Annotated in this window: 22 protein-coding genes, 1 pseudogene and 1 riboswitch; of the genes and pseudogenes, 5 read left to right on the top strand and 18 right to left on the bottom strand. The window is 35.4% G+C overall.

Features of this window, described 5'->3' with window-relative positions; all coding sequences use genetic code 11:
* Positions 1-52 precede the first annotated feature (52 nt).
* The 3 genes from CN288_RS09205 (at position 53) to CN288_RS09195 (ending at position 3,594) form a co-directional block, all read left to right on the top strand.
* Positions 53-1,372 (top strand): TrkH family potassium uptake protein, encoded by a 1,320-nt coding sequence (locus CN288_RS09205; protein WP_026591383.1) that lies wholly within the window; start codon positions 53-55, stop codon positions 1,370-1,372.
* Positions 1,373-1,410: 38 nt separating this feature from the next.
* A riboswitch (yybP-ykoY riboswitch) is annotated at positions 1,411-1,587 on the top strand.
* Between the two features lie 79 nt (positions 1,588-1,666).
* A complete protein-coding gene (locus CN288_RS09200) occupies positions 1,667-2,464 on the top strand; it encodes a TerC family protein (RefSeq protein WP_026591384.1) in 798 nt (265 codons plus the stop codon).
* 278 nt (positions 2,465-2,742) lie between these two features.
* Positions 2,743-3,594, top strand: a complete 852-nt coding sequence (locus CN288_RS09195) for a formate/nitrite transporter family protein (RefSeq protein ID WP_098302173.1) — start codon at positions 2,743-2,745, stop codon at positions 3,592-3,594.
* Between the two features lie 33 nt (positions 3,595-3,627).
* Here the strand turns inward: CN288_RS09195 and CN288_RS09190 are convergent, their stop codons facing one another.
* The 9 genes from CN288_RS09190 to CN288_RS09150 form a co-directional block, all read right to left on the bottom strand.
* On the bottom strand, positions 3,628-3,939 hold the full coding sequence (locus CN288_RS09190) for a cyclic-phosphate processing receiver domain-containing protein (RefSeq protein WP_026591386.1): 312 nt from the start codon (positions 3,937-3,939) through the stop codon (positions 3,628-3,630).
* A 53-nt stretch (positions 3,940-3,992) separates the two neighbouring features.
* Positions 3,993-4,715, bottom strand: coding sequence for a prepilin peptidase (locus CN288_RS09185; RefSeq protein WP_026591387.1), 723 nt, complete (start codon positions 4,713-4,715; stop codon positions 3,993-3,995).
* Positions 4,716-4,829: 114 nt separating this feature from the next.
* Complete coding sequence (locus tag CN288_RS09180; protein ID WP_026591388.1) at positions 4,830-5,540, bottom strand: LutC/YkgG family protein; 711 nt, start codon at positions 5,538-5,540, stop codon at positions 4,830-4,832.
* Positions 5,540-6,961 (bottom strand): LutB/LldF family L-lactate oxidation iron-sulfur protein, encoded by a 1,422-nt coding sequence (locus tag CN288_RS09175; protein WP_026591389.1) that lies wholly within the window; start codon positions 6,959-6,961, stop codon positions 5,540-5,542. The genes CN288_RS09180 and CN288_RS09175 overlap by 1 nt, the downstream gene beginning before the upstream one ends.
* Before the next feature lie 16 nt (positions 6,962-6,977).
* Complete coding sequence (locus CN288_RS09170; protein ID WP_026591390.1) at positions 6,978-7,697, bottom strand: (Fe-S)-binding protein; 720 nt, start codon at positions 7,695-7,697, stop codon at positions 6,978-6,980.
* A 170-nt stretch (positions 7,698-7,867) separates the two neighbouring features.
* Positions 7,868-8,557: a FadR/GntR family transcriptional regulator gene (locus CN288_RS09165; protein ID WP_255259962.1), complete on the bottom strand. Its 690-nt coding sequence runs from the start codon at positions 8,555-8,557 to the stop codon at positions 7,868-7,870.
* Between the two features lie 318 nt (positions 8,558-8,875).
* Complete coding sequence (locus CN288_RS09160; protein ID WP_026591392.1) at positions 8,876-10,276, bottom strand: sensor histidine kinase; 1,401 nt, start codon at positions 10,274-10,276, stop codon at positions 8,876-8,878.
* 1 nt (position 10,277) lies between these two features.
* Positions 10,278-10,949, bottom strand: coding sequence for a response regulator transcription factor (locus CN288_RS09155; RefSeq protein WP_098302172.1), 672 nt, complete (start codon positions 10,947-10,949; stop codon positions 10,278-10,280).
* Positions 10,946-11,917, bottom strand: coding sequence for a YncE family protein (locus CN288_RS09150; protein ID WP_098302171.1), 972 nt, complete (start codon positions 11,915-11,917; stop codon positions 10,946-10,948). The genes CN288_RS09155 and CN288_RS09150 overlap by 4 nt, the downstream gene beginning before the upstream one ends.
* A 373-nt stretch (positions 11,918-12,290) precedes the next feature.
* Between CN288_RS09150 and CN288_RS30210 the strand changes: the two are divergent.
* Positions 12,291-12,425, top strand: a pseudogene (locus tag CN288_RS30210) (glycolate oxidase); the annotation flags it as partial.
* A gap of 458 nt (positions 12,426-12,883) precedes the next feature.
* Positions 12,884-13,684, top strand: a complete 801-nt coding sequence (locus tag CN288_RS09140; RefSeq protein ID WP_098302170.1) for a CAP domain-containing protein — start codon at positions 12,884-12,886, stop codon at positions 13,682-13,684.
* A 210-nt stretch (positions 13,685-13,894) separates the two neighbouring features.
* Here the strand turns inward: CN288_RS09140 and CN288_RS09135 are convergent, their stop codons facing one another.
* From CN288_RS09135 to potA, 9 genes are all read right to left on the bottom strand, one after another.
* Complete coding sequence (locus CN288_RS09135; RefSeq protein ID WP_026591396.1) at positions 13,895-14,500, bottom strand: DUF1648 domain-containing protein; 606 nt, start codon at positions 14,498-14,500, stop codon at positions 13,895-13,897.
* A gap of 100 nt (positions 14,501-14,600) precedes the next feature.
* Positions 14,601-15,515: an RluA family pseudouridine synthase gene (locus tag CN288_RS09130; RefSeq protein ID WP_098302169.1), complete on the bottom strand. Its 915-nt coding sequence runs from the start codon at positions 15,513-15,515 to the stop codon at positions 14,601-14,603.
* A gap of 100 nt (positions 15,516-15,615) precedes the next feature.
* Positions 15,616-16,032 carry a hypothetical protein gene (locus CN288_RS09125; RefSeq protein ID WP_026591398.1) on the bottom strand — a complete coding sequence of 139 codons (417 nt, stop codon included), beginning with the start codon at positions 16,030-16,032 and terminating at the stop codon, positions 15,616-15,618.
* A 345-nt stretch (positions 16,033-16,377) separates the two neighbouring features.
* Positions 16,378-18,573, bottom strand: coding sequence for an MMPL family transporter (locus CN288_RS09120; RefSeq protein ID WP_098302168.1), 2,196 nt, complete (start codon positions 18,571-18,573; stop codon positions 16,378-16,380).
* Positions 18,574-18,795: 222 nt separating this feature from the next.
* Positions 18,796-19,443, bottom strand: a complete 648-nt coding sequence (locus CN288_RS09115; RefSeq protein WP_026591400.1) for a phosphatase PAP2 family protein — start codon at positions 19,441-19,443, stop codon at positions 18,796-18,798.
* A 59-nt stretch (positions 19,444-19,502) separates the two neighbouring features.
* Positions 19,503-20,552 (bottom strand): polyamine ABC transporter substrate-binding protein, encoded by a 1,050-nt coding sequence (locus CN288_RS09110; RefSeq protein WP_026591401.1) that lies wholly within the window; start codon positions 20,550-20,552, stop codon positions 19,503-19,505.
* A 41-nt stretch (positions 20,553-20,593) separates the two neighbouring features.
* The gene (gene potC / locus CN288_RS09105) at positions 20,594-21,394 is read right to left on the bottom strand and encodes a spermidine/putrescine ABC transporter permease PotC (protein WP_026591402.1); all 801 of its coding nucleotides are present in this window, start codon (positions 21,392-21,394) and stop codon (positions 20,594-20,596) included.
* 6 nt (positions 21,395-21,400) lie between these two features.
* Positions 21,401-22,246, bottom strand: coding sequence for an ABC transporter permease (locus tag CN288_RS09100; protein WP_026591403.1), 846 nt, complete (start codon positions 22,244-22,246; stop codon positions 21,401-21,403).
* Positions 22,243-23,226, bottom strand: coding sequence for a spermidine/putrescine ABC transporter ATP-binding protein PotA (gene potA / locus CN288_RS09095; RefSeq protein WP_098302167.1), 984 nt, complete (start codon positions 23,224-23,226; stop codon positions 22,243-22,245). The genes CN288_RS09100 and potA overlap by 4 nt, the downstream gene beginning before the upstream one ends.
* Positions 23,227-23,317 lie beyond the last annotated feature (91 nt).

Here is a 23,317-nt window from a genome sequence, read left to right as displayed (position 1 = left end):
TCATCCTTTTTGACATACTACAAAGAGAAAGCCGAAAGGAAAGGTATATGATATGAAGCGGATTAATATTAAAATGAGTCCACCCCGTGTACTTACGTTATCATTTATTGCACTATCCATTATCGGAACATGCCTATTAAAACTACCTATTTCCACTACAACTTCAATTTCTTGGCTAGATGCCTTATTTACAACTGTTTCTGCGTTTACAGTTACAGGGCTCGGCGTTGTTGACACAGGAAAAGTATTCACCTTGTTTGGTCAACTTGTCATTTTAACACTCATACAAGTTGGCGGCCTTGGCATTATGAGCTTTGCCATATTAATCGCCATTATGCTCGGAAGAAAAATCGGCCTCCAAAATCGAATTTTACTACAACAAGCATTAAACCAAACAAACATTGGAGGAGTGATCCGTCTCGCGAAATCATTGTTTTTATTTTCTTTTACAGTTGAATGTTTTGCTACCCTTCTTCTTGCTTTTGAATGGATTCCAAAGTACGGATTGTTTTATGGGCTATATTATAGCTTTTTTCATGCTATTTCGGCCTTTAACAACGCCGGATTTTCTATTTGGACTGATAATTTAATGTCTCAATCTCATAGTATACTCGTGAACATAGTAATTTCTTCTCTCATTATTTTAGGAGGAATCGGTTTCACAGTCATAGTGGATATAAAGAGAAAACGAAACTTTAAGAACCTTACGTTACACTCAAAACTTATGCTCTCATCTACTCTTATTGTAAATGTAGCTGCTACAATCTTAATTTTTATATTTGAATTTCATAATCCAAATTCTATGAAAGGATTTACACCGTTTGAAGAAGGACTAGCAGCCTATTTCCAAGCTGTTTCCACACGCACAGCTGGATTTAATACTGTAGACATAGCGCAATTAACAAAACCATCTCTTTTATTGATGATGTTACTCATGTTCATTGGAGCTGGCAGCGCTTCAACAGGCGGAGGAATTAAATTAACAACCTTTTTAATTATGTTATTAGGAGTTCTTAAATTTTTACAAGAGCAAGATGACATTGTCATCTTTAAAAAATCAATCAAAGATGCTTTGATTGTAAAATCACTCGCCATTGTAGTCATTTCAATCTCATGTATTTTCTTTGCCATATTAATTTTAAGTATCACCGAACAAGTTCCTCTCTTAATGAGTGCCTTTGAAGTATTTTCAGCATTTGGGACTGTTGGTCTAAGTATGGGGCTCACCTCAAAACTTACAATAATAGGGAAAATAACTATTATTTTTATGATGTTTTTTGGGAAAATGGGTCCTTTAACATTAGCATTTTCTTTTGCACGTAAAAACCAAAAAAAGATAAAATATCCAAACGAAGACATTTTAACAGGTTGACAAACATTTACATCATCCATATAATAAAAATATAATAGCATATCTCCAAAGGGGAGTAGCGTCCAAGAACTTATTCTTGGAAACAAAGTCGTCATTACGTAGAACTTAGTTCTTCCGGCTTTGTTGGCATTTTCATTACATATGTCTAGCAAGACCTTTGCCTATTAGCGGCAGAGGTCTTTTTTGCATTTTTTCTAGATTCTTCTACCGTTGATAGGTGGGAGTATGGGGAAACTAAACAATGGGGAATTTCTTCACTTGTTTAGGATTTATACAAATGAGAGGAGAATGTACATGGATGTATCATTATTATTGGAGTATGGTTGGGTATTGCTTATTTTAATTGCACTAGAAGGAATTTTAGCTGCTGATAATGCACTAGTTCTTGCCATCATGGTAAAACATTTACCAGAAGAAAAACGAAAAAAAGCATTATTTTACGGATTAGCAGGAGCTTTCGTGTTCCGTTTTGGATCATTGTTTATGATTTCTTTCTTAGTCGACGTATGGCAAGTGCAAGCAATCGGTGCGATTTACTTAATGTTTATCGCTGGTAACCATTTATTTAAAACGTATGTCAAAAAGAATACACATGAAGAAACACAAGAAAAAGAAACAAAGAAAAAACAAGAAAACTTTTGGTGGACCGTATTTAAAGTTGAAGTGGCTGACATTGCATTTGCAGTTGACTCTATTTTAGCTGCTGTTGCGTTAGCGGTAACTTTACCAAAAACAGGTCTTGGTACAATTGGTAGCCTTGATACAGGACAATTCCTTGTTATTTTTACAGGTGGGCTCATTGGTTTAATCATTATGCGATTTGCAGCATCAGCTTTCGTACAATTATTAAAACGCAAACCTGGCTTAGAAACTGCAGCTTTCTTAATCGTTGGTTGGGTTGGTGTTAAATTAGCTGTTTATACATTAGCTCACCCTGCTTTAGGTGTTATTCCACATAGTTTTCCAGAGTCTACCCCATGGAAATTAGGTTTCTGGGTTGTATTAATCGGAATCGCAGCTGGCGGTTGGTTTTTCTCAAAAGATACGAGTGTCCAAACTACACAAAAGAATTTGGATGAAAAAGCGCTGTAACAACAGCGCTTTTTCATTTATCTCACACGAAATAGACTCCCAAAAAATAGATGGAGGACAATTAATCCATCGGCCATCCTTGAAAAACAAAAAGTTTCCATTCCCCCTCTGTTTTTACAAACATATGATATTATACTATAATTTGTTAGCGCTTTCATTCGGAAGGTATGTCCTTTTTGTGAAATATTGAACAAACTTATTGAAACTAGGCGTAAATACGTGTACCTTATTCATATGAAGAGTACTTACAGACAATGCACTAAAGGAGCGTATTACTTATGCTAGAACAAGGATTAGCTTACGTTGTACAACTTGCGCAGAAAAAGAAACAAATGTTGGATGTAAATCCTATGCAATATTTCATTCGTGCTGCACTAGCTGGCGTCTATATTGGTTTTATTATTGTACTATGTTTTAAATTAGGAAATTTCTTCAATGTTGTACATTCACCCGCAACATATTTAACATCTTCTATGTTTTTTGGAATTGCACTTATATTAATTATATATGGTGGAGCTGAATTATTTACAGGAAATACAATGTATTTTACAGTCTCAACTCTACGAAAAAAAACAACAATTCGCGATACACTTCGTAATTGGGTTGCTTGTTATGCAGGTAACTTAGTAGGTGCAGTATTTTTTGCATTGTTATTTTATGCAACTGGTATTTTCCAATCAATCGATCATGGACATTTGATGAGTACAGTCGTTGCAGGAAAAATGGGAACACCTACAATGCAATTATTTTTCAAAGCGATTTTATGTAACTGGCTTGTGTGCCTTGCATGTTTTCTTCCTTCTCAAGTAAAAGGGGATGCAGCAAAAATACTTATGATAATGTTTCTTGTCTTTACTTTCTTCTTATCTGGTTATGAACATAGCATCGCAAACTTATCATTATTTGCATTATCTTTAGTATCACCACATCCAGATACAATTTCTTTCGCTGGTGCTATCCATAACTTAATTCCAGTTACAATCGGTAACATTGTTGGTGGATCTGTATTCGTTGGTATGGTATATCATTATTTAACTCAAAAAAATCCAGAACCTAACATAGTAGAAGACAACCTAGAAACAGTTCAACAAGAAGAGATCCTTCCTTTACAAGCACATATGAAACATTAAGAAAAAAGTTCCTCGGGTTTCCTTGGAACTTTTTTAACTTCCAGTACATTTCACTTGTATACTTGAAGAAATATCTCCCGCTTCTTTTCCTTTATTTATCTGCTCTAACATGTACTGCATACCAATTGAATCATTTGTATGTAAATGAATTTCCTTTACATGAAGACCTTCCATGCAAAAAACTTCTAAAAAATCTAAACCATTTTTCTGACGCCATCCCATATTGTAGTCGAGAGATAAGAGACTCACATCATATTCTCTAACAATTTTCAAAGCAACTTCTACCGTTGTTACTAAAACATACCCGAAAGGACTAGGTCTTTGATCATCCATATACACGTTCATTTTCTCCTTCTCCTTTCACCCGCTATTTATACCCCGCTAATTACGTTTTCACTTTATCTCCAATATATCATAGCCAAATAACATACTGTTCCAAGTGCAATAAACGGTCCAAATGGCAATGGTTGTCTTGGTGTTATACGCTTTAGCAAGATACCAATTCCAAAAAAGCAAAGGCTCAAAATAGAAGCAAAACAAAGCGTAATACAAATTGCCTTCGCCCCTATTATAAATCCAAGTAACGAAAGTAATTTCACATCGCCTCCTCCAAGTCCATTTGGAAATATGATTTGAACGAAATATAATACAATTAATATCGTCCCTCCGCCTATTAAGCTATCCCACCAAGGAACGAGCGAAATAAAAATATGCTCTATTAAAAATAAACACGTAAAACAGACTAAAACCACATCTGGAATCAACATATAGAATAAATCTGTCATCGTAATAATAATAAGTAAAGAAAGTAACGTCCATATAAGAATTAGTTCTTCATCCATTCCAATTACGCACGCAGAAAAAAGAAATGCTACCCCTGTTATCCCCTCAAACAATGTATACGTAAAGGGTATTTTCATTTTACAATGAAAGCAGCAACCTCTTTGCAAACAAAATGAAATAATTGGAATAAGTTCTTTCGCCCCTAACGTATGGCGACAATAGTGACAATAAGAACGCGGAGCAATAATCGATTGTCCAATAGGAATACGCACTGCTACAACCGTATAAAAAGAACCGAGCACCGTTCCAATTAAAAAAGCATATAAATAAAATGTCATATCAGCCTCCCCTTTCCCCCAAAAAATATAACAGAAAGAGTACGATACTTCCATTTCACATTATCTTTGTTCCAATAAAAAAGCAGGCCATTTCTTAGCCTGCTTTCCTCCATTTTACACTACAAAATAATATGCTTTTAATGGTCCGTGTACACCTACAACAAGATTCATTTCAATATCAGCTGAGTTACTTGGACCTGTAATGAAATTGATACAAGAAGCTACTGCTTCCCCATTCTCTACACGCGTGTTCATATCCTGAACTGCTTGTGTAATACGTGGTACGATTGTTTCACGTGGGATAATCGCAAAATAAACCGTAGGTAAGAAATGTAAAGAACGACCTTGACCTTTATGACTTTGCACAACAATTGTACCAGATTCCGCCAATGTGTAATCACTAAAGGCAATACCGATATTTGCTTTTTCAGCCAAACGAATATTTCCCTCTTTTTTCTCCGGATCCCAAATGTTTACTTCCATATGCTGATTTGGGAGCTCTGTAGAAAATAAAGAGTTCAAACCGTACGTAGCAAAACGTTCGTCCTGCGATAATAAAATAGGTCCACCGCCGTTTTCCACAATTATCTTTTGAATCGCTGTACTTAGTTCATCCTTTGTTGTTTCAATTACAGTCGTATGAATGTTTGTACATTGTTTTTTGAATACTTCTAGCAATTCTTCCTCTGAATAATCTTTCAACGTTTCTACATTCACATTATTTTTCCACACTGGACGCTGTACGCCTTCTGTTTTACGCGCACGTCCAAGTTCTTTTGCAATGTTCTCTAAAAAAGAATCACGGTTTTGAATTGTCCCTGCCATCAGTCGTTCCCGCCTTTCTTGTGATCTTTATACCAATCTCGGAATCTTTCTTTACTTGGAGCTGGGAACTCACGAATATCCGTCCAGTTTTTCAACGGCCCTACACCCTTCGTTACACGATTACCAGCCGTAAATGGACTCATTGCTGTCGGAGCCATTTTCGATCCCATTCTATATAAAGCTGCTGAAGAGGCACCCATACTAAACATCTTCATTGCTAGTTTTTCTGCAAGTGGTGCTCGTCCTTCTTTCTCAACAATGACTTGGCGATGTTTTAATAACAAGTCATGCAATGGAATTTTTACTGGACAAGCTTCTGTACATGCCCCACATAAACTAGAAGCATACGGAAGTTCTTTATAATCGTCATAGCCACCTAAAAGTGGTGTTAATACTGCTCCAATTGGACCAGAATAGATGGATCCATAAGAATGCCCACCAACATGACGATATACAGGACATACGTTTACGCAAGCTGCACAACGAATACATTGCAAGACTTGACGGAATTCAGACCCAAGAATTTGAGATCGTCCATTATCTACAACAACTAAATGGAACTCCTCTGGTCCATCTACTTCTTCTTCTTGAATTGGTCCTGCTACCGTTACATAACTTGTTAATTTTTGCCCAACTGCACTGCGGCATAGTAAACCAACAAGGACATCTAGTTCTTCCATAGTTGGAACCATACGTTCCATACCCATTACTGCAATTTGTGTTTTTGGAATAGACATAACAAGGTCAGCATTTCCTTCGTTTGTTACTAAACAAAGAGAACCTGTATTTGCAACTGCAAAGTTACATCCCGTTACTCCAATTTCAGCATCCATAAATTTTTCACGAAGTTGTTTACGAACAAATTTTGTCATTTCATATGGATCATCAGAATTTTCATATCCAAGCTTCTCTTTAAATACGTCACGAATTTGCGTTCTGTTTTTATGAAGTGCCGGTGCGATGATATGAGATGGTGGATCGTTATCCACTTGCAGAATGTACTCACCTAAGTCACTCTCTAACACTTCACAACCAATCTCTTCAAGCGCATGGTTCATACTAATTTCTTCTGTTACCATCGACTTTGATTTTACAACTTTTTTTGCTTGTTTCTGTTTTGCTACCTCTTGAATGTATTTGGCTGCTTCTTCTTTTGTTTTCGCAAAGAAAACATGACCACCTCTTTTAGATACATTTTCACTTAGTTGCATTAAGTAGTAGTCTAGATTTTCTAACGTATGCTGACGAATTTGTTCACCAAGTTCACGCCATTCTTCCCAGTTTCCTAATTCATCGGCTGCTTTTAATCGATTTGTATATAAACGTGTTTGTGCAGAAGATACTGCCCCACGCATAAATGAATCTTGAATTCCATCGCCAACGCGATCATTAAATTTTTTCTCACTGATTTTCATAGACATAGCTTATGTTCCCCCTTTATGAGCGACTATTCAATACCTCAGCAATATGCATTACTTTTACTTCCTTACCTAAGCGCTCAATACGTCCGCCAATGTTTAACAAACACCCACAGTCAGCACCGATTAAATAATCAGCACCCGTTTCCATTACACTATTCACTTTCTCATCTACCATTTGCTCAGAAATTGGTGTCATCTTAACTGAAAACGTTCCCCCAAAACCACAACAATTTTGTGCGTTTGGTAATTCTTTTACAGTTAATCCTTTTACATTTGATAGTAAAATTCCTGGTGCTTCCTTTACTCCAAGCATGCGTGTCATATGGCAAGATTTATGAACAGTTGCTGTTCCTTCTAAGCTAGCTCCAACATCTGTAACTTTTAACACATCTACAATAAATTGTGTTAATTCATATGTATGATCTGCTACTTTTTGTGCACGAGGTGCCCATTTTGGATCATCTTTAAAAACGTGTGGATACTCATGAAACATTGTCGCACAAGAACCAGATGGAGTTACGATATACTCTGCATCTTCGAAAGTCTCAATCATGTGCTTCATCGCTTCTTTTGCTGCTTCTACATGACCGCTATTATAAGCTGGTTGTCCACAGCAAACTTGAGCTTCTGGAAATTCAATTTCACAACCTAAACGCTCCAACAATTCAACTGTTGCTTTACCGACATTTGTTTCAAACATATCGACTAAGCAAGTAACAAACAAAGTAACTTTCATAATTATAATTCCCCCTCATTACAACTTCATTAACAATCATATGGTCATCAGATGACTTGATAGAAAGAAGAAGCTAGGCATAATCGACCTACCTGACCCTCTCCCTAAAAGAAAACGCTTACTCAATCTCCCTCTATTTTATCAGAAAAATGAAATTTCGAAAGACTAAATCACGAATTTATATCTTGTTTACCTGTGACAATATGCTCTACATTTGTTAAATGATCCAGCATTGCTTGTTGTGCAGATTCTACATCTTGTTTCAATACCGCATCGTAAATAACTTGATGCTCTTCTAAAAGTCGTTCTGCTGTTGTTTGTTCACCATATAAAATAATGCGTCTCGATTCACCAATCGTCTCAGCAATCATTTCCGAAACATGATTCATAAGTTCAAGCAAGATGTTGTTATCTGAAGACTTTGCAATTTCCATATGAAAATGAAAGTCCGCTTTTTCACCAGCTCTTTCATTCCCAATACTTTTTTCCATTTCATCTAACCAATGCTTCATATTTTTTAAATTATCTTCTGTACGTTTTGTTGCTGCCGCTCGAACTGCCCCTACTTCAAGCACTTTTCGCACTTCCAATAAATTTAAAATATCTTCCTTCTTCATTAACAACATGTTATTTAAAGGTTTTGTTAATGCAGAAGAATCGAAGTTCTTCACATATGTTCCTTCTCCTTGTTTCATCTCAATTAAGCCCATCGCTCGCAAGGCACTTAGTGCTTCACGAATCGCAGATCTGCCAACTTGAAACTGCTCAGCTAATTGATGAACAGGAAGAAGTTTGTCACCAGGTTTTAATGTACCATTTTTTATCATTGTTAAAATGGCTTCAGATACCTCTTCGTAAATTTTTTTCGGTTTGATAGATTTGTACTCCAGTTAAATCACCTCAGTATCATCCAAACAACAATTCAAACGCTTAAATAAGATAGCATCCATAACTATTTTAGAACGAATTAGTAAGAAGTACAAATGTTTTGTTCATAAAATCGCCAAATTTTTGTTATAGGGATCCAATTAATGGATATTCCAACCAGTAATAGTTTATATTTCTCCTATATGATTCGCCTTTATTTCCTATTTATATAGCATCTAAATAAAGTAGACTATCGTCAGTAGAAACTCCACTACTCACAAATAACTTGATAAAAAAGAAGCATGCTTTACTTAAAACATACTTCCTTCTTCATTTACATATAAGTTTATAATAACTGTCGTTCCTTTTCCTTTTTCACTTTCAACTCGCCACTCTCCACCATGGATATGCACAATTTGTTTGACAATCGCAAGGCCAAGGCCCGTCCCGCCATGCTGACGACTTCTCGCTTTATCCACCCGATAGAAACGTCCGCCAAGCTGCTCTAAATGTTCAGCATCAATACCGATTCCGGTATCTTGTATTTTCAATTCACATTGCCTATCTTTTTTCTTCAATTGTATAGAGATGCTACCATCTTGATTTGTATATCGAATCGCATTGTCCAGCAAGTTATGAAGTACTTGTTGCATTCTGTCTTCATCGATCATCACAATAATATCAGGATCAAGATCCTTTGAAATATACAACCGTTTTTCTATACATTTTAATTCATACGTTTCTAACACATCTTCAATAAGCTGCGCAAACACAATCGGTTGTTTTTTTAATGGAAAATGATCTCCTTCAAGTTGCGCCAAATCTAACAAATCATGAACAAGACGTTGCATACGACCAGCTTCTTTATGAATGAGCTGTGTAAATTTTGATTGTTGTTGTCCCTTTGCAACGCCATCCAATATCGCTTCACTATACCCCTTAATATAACTGAGCGGCGTCCGCAGTTCATGAGAAACATTTGCTAAAAATTCCTTGCGCTTTGTATCTTCCATTTCCAATGAATTTGCCATTTTATTAAATGCTTTTCCTAAACGACCTATTTCATCTTCCGACGAAATAGTAATACGTTCAGAAAAATCTCCCGTTGCCATATGATTCGCAACTCGTTCCATTTGTGAAAGAGGCTTTGTAATCGTAATAATAATTTTTCTACCAATCCAAACTGTAAGTAAAATCATAACGAAAGCTAATGGAGCTAAAATCAGTCCCATATCGTATATTAAATCTTTAATACTCTTTAATGGAATATATGAGTACACAATACCAACTAATTTCTTACCTTCTAAAACTGGAATGACAACCCCCATAATATTCCGATCAAAATGTTCTTCATATCCAACTTTTGTAACTGTCTTTCCATCTAACAATGTTTGTCTATCATTTTCACTAATAAGAGAATGATGATGTACATCAAAAGGTAAACAGGCACTTAAATCACGAGGATTGCTCACAAAAAGTACATCCGCACTCGCAATATGATCAAATGCTTGAACTTTTTCTCCAAACGCTAACGTACCTTCTTCCTTTTTATATTGAGATACAAGTCTTTTTCCTTCCATTACTAATGAATCTTCAATGTTTTGAACATATAACTTTTCATATGAATATAAGGACACGAAATAAAGAAAAGAAACTGTTACACATACTGCACATACTACCGTAAGCCAAAGCTTTTGTACCATCGTAAACATGTTACACCTCAAATTTATAACCTACACCCCATACCGTTTGAATGTAGTTTCCACTTTCTCCAAGTTTTAAACGCATCGTTTTCACATGTGTATCTACCGTTCTCGTACTTCCTGCATAATCATATCCCCATACTTTTTCAAGCAATTGCTCACGGCTAAACACTTGTCCACTATGCTGACAAAGAAAATAAAGTAAATCAAACTCTTTTACAGTCAGAGAAATAGATTCCCCTTCCGTCTCAATCCGCCGGCTTTTTTCATTAATAACGATTGGACCGAATTGAAGTTCTTCTTGTTGCTCACGTTTCGTATATCGTCTTAATACAGCTTCCATACGAGCAATGAGTTCACCTGGACTAAACGGCTTCACAATATAATCGTCTGCTCCCATCCGTAAACCATTGACGCGATTCCATTCTTCACCTTTTGCTGTTAAAAAAATAATCGGTACATCCGATGATTTTCGGATTTCTTTACAGACTAAAATACCATCCATCTCCGGCATCATAATATCTAAAATAACAAAGTCATAATGCTCTGTATCAAGCATATGAAGGGCATCTTTTCCATTCTCTGCTTCTCCCCATTCATATCCGAAATTATCTAAATACATGCCAACAAGTTGTCTCATATCACTTTCATCATCTACAAGTAACACCTTATGTTTATTCATTTTCCTCCCCCTTCTCGCTGCGTTAGTTGAAACGGTCCCTTGCCAACTGCAATCGTTTGTTTCACCTTCATTTTTTGAATATCAATTACATACACTTCATTACTATCATAGCTAGCTACATATCCCTCTTTCTTACTCTTCAAAAAAGAAAACGGATTAGCTCCTACCTCAAGAGCTCCTACTTCTTGATAAGTTTGTGTATCAAATTTTCTTAAGGTATTTGATCCATGACTTAATGTATATACAAACTTTTCATCCCCTACAAGACTAACCGGCATAAATGGTGCATGTAAAGAACGAATCATCTCTCCATTACTTAATGAATAAACTAAGACTTTCTCATTCACTTGCTTTCCATCACCATGTCCACCAATCCAGATCTCCTTTCCATCGCTACTAACCATTGCCCCTGTTGATGCTGGTGGTACCATAAAAGATTGTATAACCTTCTTTTTTTCTAAATCGATTGTAGATAGCTGCGTGTCATAAAAATTCAATACATGTAGCTGTTTATCATTTTGCACCATTGTTAGTGGACCTTTCCCTACAGAAACACTCCCGGTCTCTTTTCCATTTACCGTAAAGAAACGTACTTTTTGTTCATTTTGATCAGCCATAAATAATTGTTTTTCATCATTTGATACTAAAACATTTGTAATCCCTTTCCCAGTTTTCCATTTTCTAATTTGCTTTCCTTCTGCTAACGAGTAGACATATATATCTTCTAATTGTTTACCATACACAAGCATCTCGTCTCCGCCTGGAAGCATTGCAATTCCTGTAATAGGTTCTTTTAATTCCCATGTTGTTACTGTCTTTTTCGACTTTTCATCAATAAAACTAACACTACCTTCTTTAATATTTGTTGTTATGATGATATTTTTATTTTTAGCAATCGGTGTATATGAATTCTCCTGACATCCTGCTAATAGAAACAAAAAACATAGCAGAAAAAAGTATTTCTTCAAAAGATTCCCTCCATCTATAAATGATTTCGTTATAATTGTAAAATAGCAAATATTTGTGAGGAAAGTGTGAAATCTTCCTATTTTATGAAACTGTATATATAATGTACAACAAATAAAAATAAAGGTGTGGAAATTATGCTTTTCCTGACTTAGCAAACAAAATTATCCGTGAGGTTTAAAGACTAATTACTGAAAATAGTATCATTATTAATATACAAGGTACCATTACTAATTGTTTAATGAATACGATGTTTTTGGAAACAAAGAACGCTACGATGAAACTCCTCTAGTAATTCCTAAAGAGAAAAGTTGTTACGGGGCACTGCACGATCATGCTGGGGAAAAAGTGGCGCAAAAGAGCTTGCAAAACGGGGCAACAATTGTCACTGCAAATCTAGGATGATTACTACAAATGAAACTCGGTATTGAACGGGGAAAACTCTCGCATAAAATGAGAGGCATTTACATTGTAGACTTATTATTAGAAGCAATTGAATACAATTCGTAATATATGTAACAATATGAAAACGGCTATCTCCTTCTTCTATGTAAAGAGATAGCCGCTTTTTTATGCGCTACAAGATTAAAAATATGTTACCGTATATAAAAAAAGAACAACAAAAAGATTACAGTTTTGTTAAAAAACATCCATTATATTCCTCAAAAAAATACTAAAACCCTTGATGGGAATGGTTTCTCTCTTTCTCCAAAAGGTAATTATACCCAAAATAATGCATTTATAACTGAGGCTGAAAATGCTGAAAATTCCTTTTACAATCTAGTTTTCTCTCAGTTCACCCCATATTTAAATCTAGGATAAAATAGGAAATTTTATAGTCTATGTATTTTTTTCCATCTTTTTTCCGGCAATTTGTATGCTACGATGAATTTGTCAGTCAGACAGGCTGTTAAAAACAAATCTGTGTAAGAACAGTTACAAAACTTTTATATAGGGGGACACATGTCATGAAAAAACGTGTTTTATTATCTGTCGCAGCAGCAACTGCATTCACATTCGGAGCATCTACTCTTAGTGCGGAAGCAGCAACAATGCAACCATCTACAATGAAGGTTCAAAGTGTTCAGCAAACTAAAGTTGTTATGCAACATATGAATCAACAAGAATTACAATCTTTCTTACAATCTATGGGAATTAAATCTCTAGCACAATGGAATCAAGTACAATTCCAGCAAGGGAACTGCTTCATTCCTGGTCAACAACCAATTGAAACTACTAAACCTGTAGAACAAAAACCAGCTGAAAACAAACCTGCTGAAGAAACAACAAAACCAGAGGCTCAAAAGCCTGCTGAAAATAACAACAATACAAACAACAACAAAACACAAAAACCGGCTGAAAACAAGCCTGCTGAAGAAGCAAAAGGTTCTTTAAGCGAATTTGAACAACGCGTTGTTGATTTAACAAATGCTGAGCGTGCAAAACAAGGTTTACCAGCATTAAAAGTTGACGCTGAATTAAGCAAAGTTGCACGTATCAAATCTGAAGATATGCAAAAAAATAACTACTTCGATCATAATAGCCCAACATACGGATCTCCATTCGATATGATGAAGAAGTTTGGTATTTCTTATAAATCTGCTGGTGAAAACATCGCGCAAGGTCAACGTACACCTGAAGAAGTTGTACAAGCTTGGATGAATAGTGAAGGTCACCGTGCAAATATTTTAAATAGCGGTTTCACTCACATCGGTGTTGGCTATGTGGAAAACGGAAACTACTGGACACAACAATTTATTACGAAGTAATATAAATAAAAACCTTTCTTTTTAGAGGGGAGAGGATTCGGCTGCACATAGAAGCGGTCGGATCCTTTTTTGTTGTCCCATGTCATATGAAATCACAAGGAGACAATGGATGCAGGGCTCCTTATGTGCTTCATAGCCACAACTGATATGTTAAAAGATAAGTCAAAATAGATTTATATAAAAGGAATCTCCTGTTACGGAAGACTCCTTTTATATTTCATAATTTCCTAGTATATATGAATACAAAATACAAAACATAAAAGAAATAGATCCACAGCTAATCACACCAATTAGTAGATAAAATCCCCATTGTAGTTTCAAAAACAAACAAATTAATATGATAAACGACATGTATTGAAATATACGTTGACTAAACAAACGTATTTTCTGTAACACAATCGGCTCCTCTTCTTTTTTTCTTCCTTTTTTAAATCCTTTACTAACCATAAAAAGAAACGCACTAATTCCTATTATAAGGCCAATTTGAAATGGTATATCGATTCCGATACCAATGACAAGAATAAGCATATGAATAAATAATAAAAATAGAGATACATTTTCTTTAAATCTCATCACAATATTGCGATCATTCTCATTGAACTTATATACGTAATGTGAAATGATATACAACAGGCCATGAAGACAAATAATAAGGCAGGGAATAAATAACATAACAACTTGTTTCCTTGCATATTCATTTGGTTCACCATCCTGATTCCAGTGCACCGCTAGATAATTCGGTAAATATGGAGATAGAAACAACGTAAATAGAAAACAAGCAAGAAATATACCTATCATATATTTATATCTTACCAAGTAATTTTCACCTCTCTTTTCTATTTACGGCTTCTATTTTCACAAAAAATTTCCTGCAAAAAAATATCTTTCTCAACTAAACAGAAAAACTTTACTTGTTCTATTTTTGGAAAGATTTCAGAATGCTATTTAAATGATTTGGAAGCGGAACCTCTACTGTGATCTCTTCTTTTGTAATAGGATGTAAAAAAGCAATCCGCATGGCATGTAAGGCTTGACTTGACATATATGTGGATTGTCCACCATACAAAGTATCACCAATTAGCGGATGACCACTATGACTCATATGAACGCGAATTTGATGAGTTCTTCCTGTCTCTAATTGTAATGTTACAAGCGTCACATCTTTGTTTTTAAAATATTCCTCTACCTTATAATGTGTTACCGCATGATCACCCTTTGGAGACACACGGCGCCTCGTTGCATGATGTCGATCTCTTCCAATCGCTGCGTCAATCCTTCCTTGCTTCTTTTTTACTTTTCCTTCTACCAATGCCAAATATGTTCTTTTAATTTTACGTTCAATTAACAATCGATCCATAATAGCACCCGCGATCGCGTGTTTCGCAAATACAACACCACCCGTTGTATCTTTATCTAATCGATGAATATGACGTACTTTCGTCTCTACACCTTGCATTTGTAAATGAAAAGCAACAAGATTTGCAAGTGTTCCTGTTCCACCTTTGCTAGAAGGATGCGTATCCATGTGCGCAGGTTTATTTACAATTAATACATGATCGTCTTCAAATATCACTTCTAAATCACCGAACTCTGGCTGGACACCATACTCCTCCTGGATAAACATATGAACTTGCAATTTATCCCCTTCTTGTAAAGATTCACTCCACCCTTTTCGTTCTCCATTGACGATAATGCCTTTTTCCATACGAAGTTGATGTAATAGCTTTTTTGGGACGTTCCACTCTTCTTTTAACAAGGAATCAATGCTCATTCCGCTCCATTTAGTTGGAACGGTAATTTCACACCATTCTCCCTTTCTTTTCATTTCCATGCTTTATCCACCTTATTTCCATTGATTCTATTATTGTAACGGAAAATGATTGATAATGCATCGTTTAAAACAAAAGACAGTCTACATAATAGACTGCCCTCTAAGCACGTAATTTCTTAATTTCTTGTAACATTTCTTCTGCTTTTTGCTCATAAGATAAATCTTTAAAAAAGTCTGCTAATCGCCTATAGTCGTTGTAAGCATCCAGTAAATTATCTATTGTTTCTTCCTTAGAAACTTTTGGCTTCGATTTCATTTTCACTGGATATCGATAACCGGACATCTCATGTATTTTATAATATTCTTCCTCTACTTGAATGACTTTCACAAGTTCTTCTTCTTCAGCATCCATTGTATACCCATCAAATTCTCTCAGTAATTCATAAATAATATGAGTCCATTCATCTTTTGGGTAAAATCCTTTTTCGAGTCTATAGCCGACAATGCGATACATGTGCCCATCATTTTCTGCAAACTGTACAGTATCATTTAACTTAAATTTAAAATAACGAAACATTGTCTTCACCTGCTTTTATATGTATTGTCCTTACCACATACTATTTGCAAAAAGTGGACAATGCTATTCATAAAAAAAGCACTCATCTATAAGAGAAACTGCTAAAAACTTTTCTTTTTGGATGGGAGAGTATCCGATCATGTAAAGGCGGTTATTGCCTTTTTTCGTTCCATACCTTGTGAGAACAACGGTAGGAAATGAGAAGCGATCTGCTTTTGTATTCCTAGCCGCGATTGATATACCAGTAAATTAAAATAAATATATACGGAAAGTCTTATAGATCAACAAAAGGCCACTGAAAAACTTTCGTTTTCCAGTGACCTTTCTGCAAGATGAACATTTTTTTCAATCTAATGATTTTACTTTTTTCTTTCGAAACGGCAGCCACCAGTTCCAATCTCCGAACATTTTCATTAAACTTGGCACAAGCATAAGCCGAATAATCGTTGCATCAAGAAAAATAGCAAGTGCTACACCAAGCCCCATCTGCTTTACTGGCAAAATATCAGTAAAGGCGAATGCTCCTGTTACAACAATCATAATAAGAGCAGCTGATGTAATAATACGGCTTGTTGATACAAGCCCTTCTAACGTTGCCACATCATTATTTCCTGTCTCTTCATACAATTCATGGATACGAGAAATAAGAAACACTTCATAATCCATGCTTAAGCCGAATACAAGACCGAATATAAAAATCGGTAGCACAAATAAAACTGAGCTTGCTTCTAATCCAAAATGTCCACCTTCAAATAGCCAAATCACAATTCCAATTGTTGCACTTAAACTAAGTATATTCATCACAATCGCCTTAATTGGAATGAGTATAGAACGGAATGCAAATAATAAAATACAGAAAGTAGAGCCGAATATGACAGACATACCAATCACAACTTTATCTTTAATTTCATCCTCTAGCTCTTGTTGAAATGTTGTCATACCACCTAAATAATATGTAATACCATCATCTTTATAGGTGTCTTTAAAATCACGAACCCATTGCTTCGCAGTCTCCGCTTTAGGCTTTGTGTCTAAGAAAATTTGAATGGTTGTTTTATTTCCTTTTGTATAAGCATCAAATACAGGTGTTATTTGTGTTCGCTGAGGTGATTGTAATAATGTAGCAATCTGTTCCGCTGTCATTCCATTTAGCTCACTATACAAACTCTTTACTTTGTATACATGCTTATCTTTTTCCAGCTTCTGAATAATACCTTCTATCTTTTGTAGACTATCTTTCTCAGTTACTTTCTGCTTCGTCTCTAGTACCAAGGTAACATCAGCATGCGTTTTCACAATTTTATTAAATGCCTCTTCATATCTCTCATATGCCATTCGCGTATCGCTTTTCTCTGGCAATGCTTCTACACCAGGAAATTGAAGATTGGCAGTACGAAGCGGTAACAAACAGATGAGAATAAACATTGTAACAACGACAATCATCATAATAGGATGCTTCATTACAAATTGAGCAAACTTACGCCACATATTGGAAGTGCGAGGTGCAGTTTGTTTCTTTTTCAGTAATCGCTTTCCTATTAACGATAGCAAGGCTGGAAGAAGTGTAAGTGAAAATAAAATACTCGTCACAACAACAATCATCCCGCTAATCGCAACAGACTGAATATAATCAATTTCAAAGAAAAACAAACCAGATAAACCTACAAATACACATAATCCTGAAAATACAATCGCACGACCCGCTGTTTGATACGTAACAGCTATTGCCTCTTTTACTGTACGATGTGCCACTTCCTCACGAAACCGATTCACAAATAACAATGCAAAATCAATTGATAAAGCAAGCCCAATCATCGGTGCAACATTTAATACAAAAATAGATAATTCTTTATCTACACCGATAAAATATAAAATTCCCATTGTACTAATAACACTAAGTGCCCCATTTAAAATCGGCAAGATGGAAGCGAGCAAGCTACCAAATGAAAATAGTAATACAAGAAAAGCAATTGGCAGTCCAATCATTTCTGCTACTTTCAAATCATTTTGTGTGCGTTCATTAATTTCTTCATTAATCTTTGGAAAACCTGTGGGTGATACTTTCAACGTATCGTTACTTTCCTTTTTTATTTCTTTTGCAAATTTTAATGTCTTCTCATTCCGTTCTTTACTTGTTTTCCCGGAAAATAAAATCGTCGCATACGCAATATCATCTTGTAACATTTCTTTATTTTCTAATGGATGATGGAATGAATCATATGTTTCTTTCTTTTGAATTTTTGTTATAATTTCTTCTATTCGTTTTTGAAAATCCTCGTTTGAAACTCCTTTATTCTTCTGAAAAACGAGAAGGAGCGCATCTTGAGACTGTTTAAAATCCTTATCTAAAATTGCTTTTGTCGTTTGATAGTCTCCTTTTGTTTGAAAACCATCGCCTCCTAATACCCCTGGAAGTTTTGGTGCGAAAATACCGAGTGCTATTGCTAACACGACTAATGAAGCAATGACTGTATAACGAAATCGATAAAAAAAAGTACCTAGTTTCCCCCAGTTATCTATTTTATGTACATTTGTCTTCACACATCTTCACCTACTTTATATAATTAGTGAATCCCACTATATTTTAGCACATCTTACCATAGTCAATGGCATAACATAATATAAAGTGAAACTTTAATCAGTAGGTTTTTTCTTCATTCCTCACCGATTATTAGCCCTGATCAATCGCGCTTTTACTGCCCACAAATAGCTGAATAAAAAACATCCAAAAATTCCAGTACTCTAGGAATTTCCGGATGTTTTTTATCTTTCTTGATTTGTTCCAAATCGCTCAGAAAGCAAACGATGAAAATAAATAGCAATAATTAATAACATACCGCTTAAACAATAGCCAGCTAAAATATCAGTCGGATAATGTACAGATAAAATAATTCTGCTTAATCCAATCCATATGATTAGCAATGCCATCGCAATCGTAATAACAACTTTCCCAGCCACATTTTTTACGTTTGCAGCAATGATATAAGCGAGAAATCCATACGTAACCATTGATAGCATTGCATGGCCGCTTGGAAAACTATATCCAAGGGCATCAAACGCTTCATTTAAACTCGGACGATCTCTTTTCACTATTTCTTTTATTCCTTTATTCACAAGATGTGTGATTAGTACAGCCATAGGATAAACAACCATTGCCACATAATAGCGCTTCTTCCAAAAAACGAAAAGACTAAGCGTAAGCGTACCTATAATTCCAATTGCAGATCCCAATTTTGTAAAATATGAAAAAAATGAAAGTGAACTTTCTGTTTGTAATCCTCTTACAAGCCCTTTCACATATGAATCAATTGTTGTCACACCACCTGCTTGTATCCTCCAAGCAATGAGAGCAAATGCAACAAACAACAAGATGATACAAGCGAGCTCATATCGATGTAATTTTCTTTTCAAACCTTTTCCTCCTATTATGAAAAAATGCGATTTCTATTCAGAAACCGCATTTTTGGTACTTATTCGCCTTTTGTTTTTAACTCCGTCCAGTAACGATCATACTCTTTTAATTTATTATCTACATCAACAAGCCACTCTGTACGAGCCAACTCGTCTTTCGATAAGAAAATCATGTGGTTATTACGATACTCTTTACTGTGAAGTTCCCATGCTTTTTCATTTGGATTACTATATCCAATGGATTCATAGTTTTTCACACTTACTTTTTCATCCATTAAGTAGTTCATAAACTTCTCTGCAAGTTCTTTATGTTTCGCACCTTTTGGAATTGCTAATGTATCCGCCCAAATTGTACCGCCTTCTTTTGGAACGACATACTCTATATCTTTATTATCTTTTGCAATGAACGCTGCATCTCCAGACCAGACTGTCCCAATCCAAGCGTCCTCTGTAATAAATTTTTGTTTAATATTATCTGTATCAAACGCAAGTAAGTTAGGAAGTAACTTTTGCAGATCAGTAGCTGCTGTCTTCAATTCAGCATCATTTTGTGTGCTATTTGAAAATCCATTCTTTTTCAGACCCATTCCTAATACTTCACGAGAATCATTTAATAAAGTAACATGGCCTTTATATTTCTCATTCCATAGGTCATTCCAACTTGTTGGTGCTTCTTTTACGTGCTTTTTATTGTAAGCAATTCCTGTTACACCCCAAGTGTATACAAGCGAGTACTTATTCTCTGGATCAAATGGAGGTGTTTTAAAGTTTGAAACAAGATTTTTTACATTTGGAATGTTCTTTTTATCCAATGGCTCTAGTAAATCCATTTTTGCCATCGTTTTAACCATGTAGTCTGACGGTTGAATCAAATCATATTTTGCACCGCCAGCTTGCAATTTCGCAAGCATTTCTTCGTTACTTGCGTATTTATCATAATTAACTTTGACATTATATTTCTTTTCAAAATCTTTTATTACTTCTTCATCAAAATTATCAGCCCAGCTATAAATGTTTAGCTCTTCCTTCTTCTCACCACACCCAGCTAATAGGCCGGCAACAAGGCTGAAGCTAATCGCTGCACCAGCTACTGTTTTCATCCATTTCATTGATGAATTACCTCCTCTTTCTTTATAATTTGTTCTCTATGTTATAGCGGAAGATGTCCTCCGGAGTTTTCTTCACCATCTGCACCTTTTTTACGGAAGATCTCTGATGCAACCATTAATCCAACAATTACAACAATTAAAATTGTAGAAAGAGCATTAATTTCAGGTGATATTCCGCGCTTCACCATACTATAAATGTATAATGGCAATGTTGTTGATCCTGGACCTGATACGAAGAAACTAATCACAAAATCATCGATTGATAGTGTGAATGTTAATAATGCCGCTGAAATAATACCCGGTGCAATTCCAGGAAGCGTAATATAACGAAACGTTTGCCACGGAGTTGCTCCTAAATCATTCGCTGCTTCTTCTAAATCGCGGCCCATTCCAGAAAGACGTGCTGCTAAAATGACAACAACGAATGAAATACTAAATGTAATATGGGCAATAATAATGGTTGCTTGTCCAAGTTCAATGCCAAGTTGACTAAATAAAATAAGTAAAGATAATCCCATTAAAATATCAGGAATTAAAATTGGTAAATATACGAGACCGTTAATTGCCCCTTCAAAACGATATTTATAACGATGTAATGCAACAGCGAAAATCACACCAAGAACCGTTGTCACAATTGTCGTCACAATCGCGATTGTAATACTATTTACAAATGCATCAATAACATCTTGCTTTTGAAATAAATCAGTATACCAATGGAACGTAAATCCTTCCCATTCCGCGTTAATACGAGAATCGTTAAAAGAATATACCATGAGAATCATCATTGGAAAATACAAGAACAATAAAATTAACCAAGAATAAGAGACTAAAAACTTCTTCATCTTTGTCTATTCCCCTCCGTTTCCGTATTTATATACTTTCGTTGCACGATAATATAAGTAAATTAACAGAACAGAGAACAGAACGACAATAATGGATAACGCTGATCCAAATGGCCAATCACGTGCACCTAAGAATTGGTTTTGAATAACGTTTCCGATTAACGCTACCTTTGATCCACCCATAACGTCTGATACAACAAACATTCCAATAGATGAAACAAATACTAAAATCGAACCAGTAGCAACCCCTGACATTGTCATTGGTAATGTTACATTCCAAAACGCTTTCATCGGTGTTGCTCCTAAATCATATGCTGCTTCTAATTTACGTTTATCTAGCTGCTCAATTGCTGCGTACACTGGTAAAATCATAAATGGCAGTAAAGAATATACCATTCCTAATACTACAGATGGTGTATTATACAGTAAATTTAGTGGCTCATTAATAACGCCTAATTTTAGTAATACTGTATTTACAAGCCCTTGTGAACGTAAAATAACAATCCATGCATACGAGCGCACAAGAAAGTTGATCCAGAACGGAATCGTTGCTAATAATAGTAAAATCGAACGATATTTACGATCAACAATTGTAATTGTATATGCAAACGGGTAGCCAATGAGTAAGCAAAGTACTGTTGTGATCACTGCAATTTTCACTGTTTCCCATAATGTGTTCATATACAAGGGATCAAACACACGAGATATATTATCTAACGTAAATTGCATCTCCACTGTTCCATATGCCCCGCGCTGCAAGAACGCAAATGCTAATACGAATACAAGCGGAATTAAAAAGAAGATTAGTAACCATGTAACTGTAGGTAATGCGAGTAGTTTCCCTTTTTTCAATTTAAGGTCACCTCATCCTCTTGCTCCCAGCCTACGTATACATTATCCCCAATACTCCACTGCGCTGCTCCCTCTGCAGTTTGGTATGCCATTAATAGTTCTGCTGTTTTTTCATCACGTACATAAAGCTTCTCCATATTTCCAACAAACTCGATATCTTCAATATGTCCAAGATGGTATTCTTTTAAAATTGGTTCTTCAACCGAACGTATTTTCACATTTTCAGGGCGAACTGCTACGTAGTTTTCCCCATTCTTTATAATATTATTTTCACCAATGAATGTCGCGACAAACATTGTTTTTGGCGCTTTATAAATTTCCTTTGGCGTTCCGATCTGCTCGATATGCCCTTTATTCATAACGACAATACGATCACTCATGCTCATTGCTTCTTCTTGATCGTGCGTTACATATATAAACGTAATTCCTAAATTACGCTGTAAGTTTTTCAACTCACGTTGTAAATCTTTTCTTAACTTAAAATCAAGTGCTCCAAGTGGCTCATCTAGTAATAATACACGCGGATTATTTACGATTGCTCTTGCAATTGCAACACGCTGCTGTTGTCCACCAGAAAGCTTAGCAGGCTTACGATTACGGAATTCAAGTAACTGCGTTAAACGCATCGCTTCTTCTGCACGCTCTTTTTGTTCTGCCGCTGATACTTTTTGCATCTTCATACCAAAACAAATATTTTTCTCCACCGTCATATGTGGAAACAATGCATAATGCTGGAACACTAAGTTCATATGACGCTTATAAGGCGGTAAGTCATTGATTCTTTCTTCATCAAGTAAAAGGTTACCTTTTGTTGGAGTTTCAAAACCTGCAATCATACGAAGTAACGTTGTTTTTCCACAACCACTCGGTCCAAGAATTGTTAAAAATTCTCCTTCTTTAATGTCTAAAGAAAGAGGTGGAATAATCACTTGATCTCCAAAATGTTTTTCTACTGCTTCAACTTTAATAATCTTTTTCATTTTCCCGTCCTATCTATCTCAAATTTTTAATTTTTATATTCATGAATAAATATTAGTTTTCTATAGATTTTTTTGTTTCGATCCAAACAAA

This window comes from Bacillus sp. AFS023182 (genome assembly GCF_002560575.1).
Taxonomy (GTDB): domain Bacteria; phylum Bacillota; class Bacilli; order Bacillales; family Bacillaceae_G; genus Bacillus_A; species Bacillus_A arachidis.
Note: the sequence above shows the minus strand (reverse complement) of the source record. Positions and strands in the feature narration are given on the sequence as shown.

Coding starts and splice junctions, on each gene's coding strand:
- CN288_RS09205 (WP_026591383.1), top strand. CDS start 53: ATGAAGCGGATTAATATTAAAATGAGTCCACCCCGTGTACTTACGTTA.
- CN288_RS09200 (WP_026591384.1), top strand. CDS start 1,667: ATGGATGTATCATTATTATTGGAGTATGGTTGGGTATTGCTTATTTTA.
- CN288_RS09195 (WP_098302173.1), top strand. CDS start 2,743: ATGCTAGAACAAGGATTAGCTTACGTTGTACAACTTGCGCAGAAAAAG.
- CN288_RS09190 (WP_026591386.1), bottom strand. CDS start 3,939: ATGAACGTGTATATGGATGATCAAAGACCTAGTCCTTTCGGGTATGTT.
- CN288_RS09185 (WP_026591387.1), bottom strand. CDS start 4,715: ATGACATTTTATTTATATGCTTTTTTAATTGGAACGGTGCTCGGTTCT.
- CN288_RS09180 (WP_026591388.1), bottom strand. CDS start 5,540: ATGGCAGGGACAATTCAAAACCGTGATTCTTTTTTAGAGAACATTGCA.
- CN288_RS09175 (WP_026591389.1), bottom strand. CDS start 6,961: ATGTCTATGAAAATCAGTGAGAAAAAATTTAATGATCGCGTTGGCGAT.
- CN288_RS09170 (WP_026591390.1), bottom strand. CDS start 7,697: ATGAAAGTTACTTTGTTTGTTACTTGCTTAGTCGATATGTTTGAAACA.
- CN288_RS09160 (WP_026591392.1), bottom strand. CDS start 10,276: ATGTTTACGATGGTACAAAAGCTTTGGCTTACGGTAGTATGTGCAGTA.
- CN288_RS09155 (WP_098302172.1), bottom strand. CDS start 10,949: ATGAATAAACATAAGGTGTTACTTGTAGATGATGAAAGTGATATGAGA.
- CN288_RS09140 (WP_098302170.1), top strand. CDS start 12,884: ATGAAAAAACGTGTTTTATTATCTGTCGCAGCAGCAACTGCATTCACA.
- CN288_RS09130 (WP_098302169.1), bottom strand. CDS start 15,515: ATGGAAATGAAAAGAAAGGGAGAATGGTGTGAAATTACCGTTCCAACT.
- CN288_RS09125 (WP_026591398.1), bottom strand. CDS start 16,032: ATGTTTCGTTATTTTAAATTTAAGTTAAATGATACTGTACAGTTTGCA.
- CN288_RS09110 (WP_026591401.1), bottom strand. CDS start 20,552: ATGAAATGGATGAAAACAGTAGCTGGTGCAGCGATTAGCTTCAGCCTT.
- potC (WP_026591402.1), bottom strand. CDS start 21,394: ATGAAGAAGTTTTTAGTCTCTTATTCTTGGTTAATTTTATTGTTCTTG.
- potA (WP_098302167.1), bottom strand. CDS start 23,226: ATGAAAAAGATTATTAAAGTTGAAGCAGTAGAAAAACATTTTGGAGAT.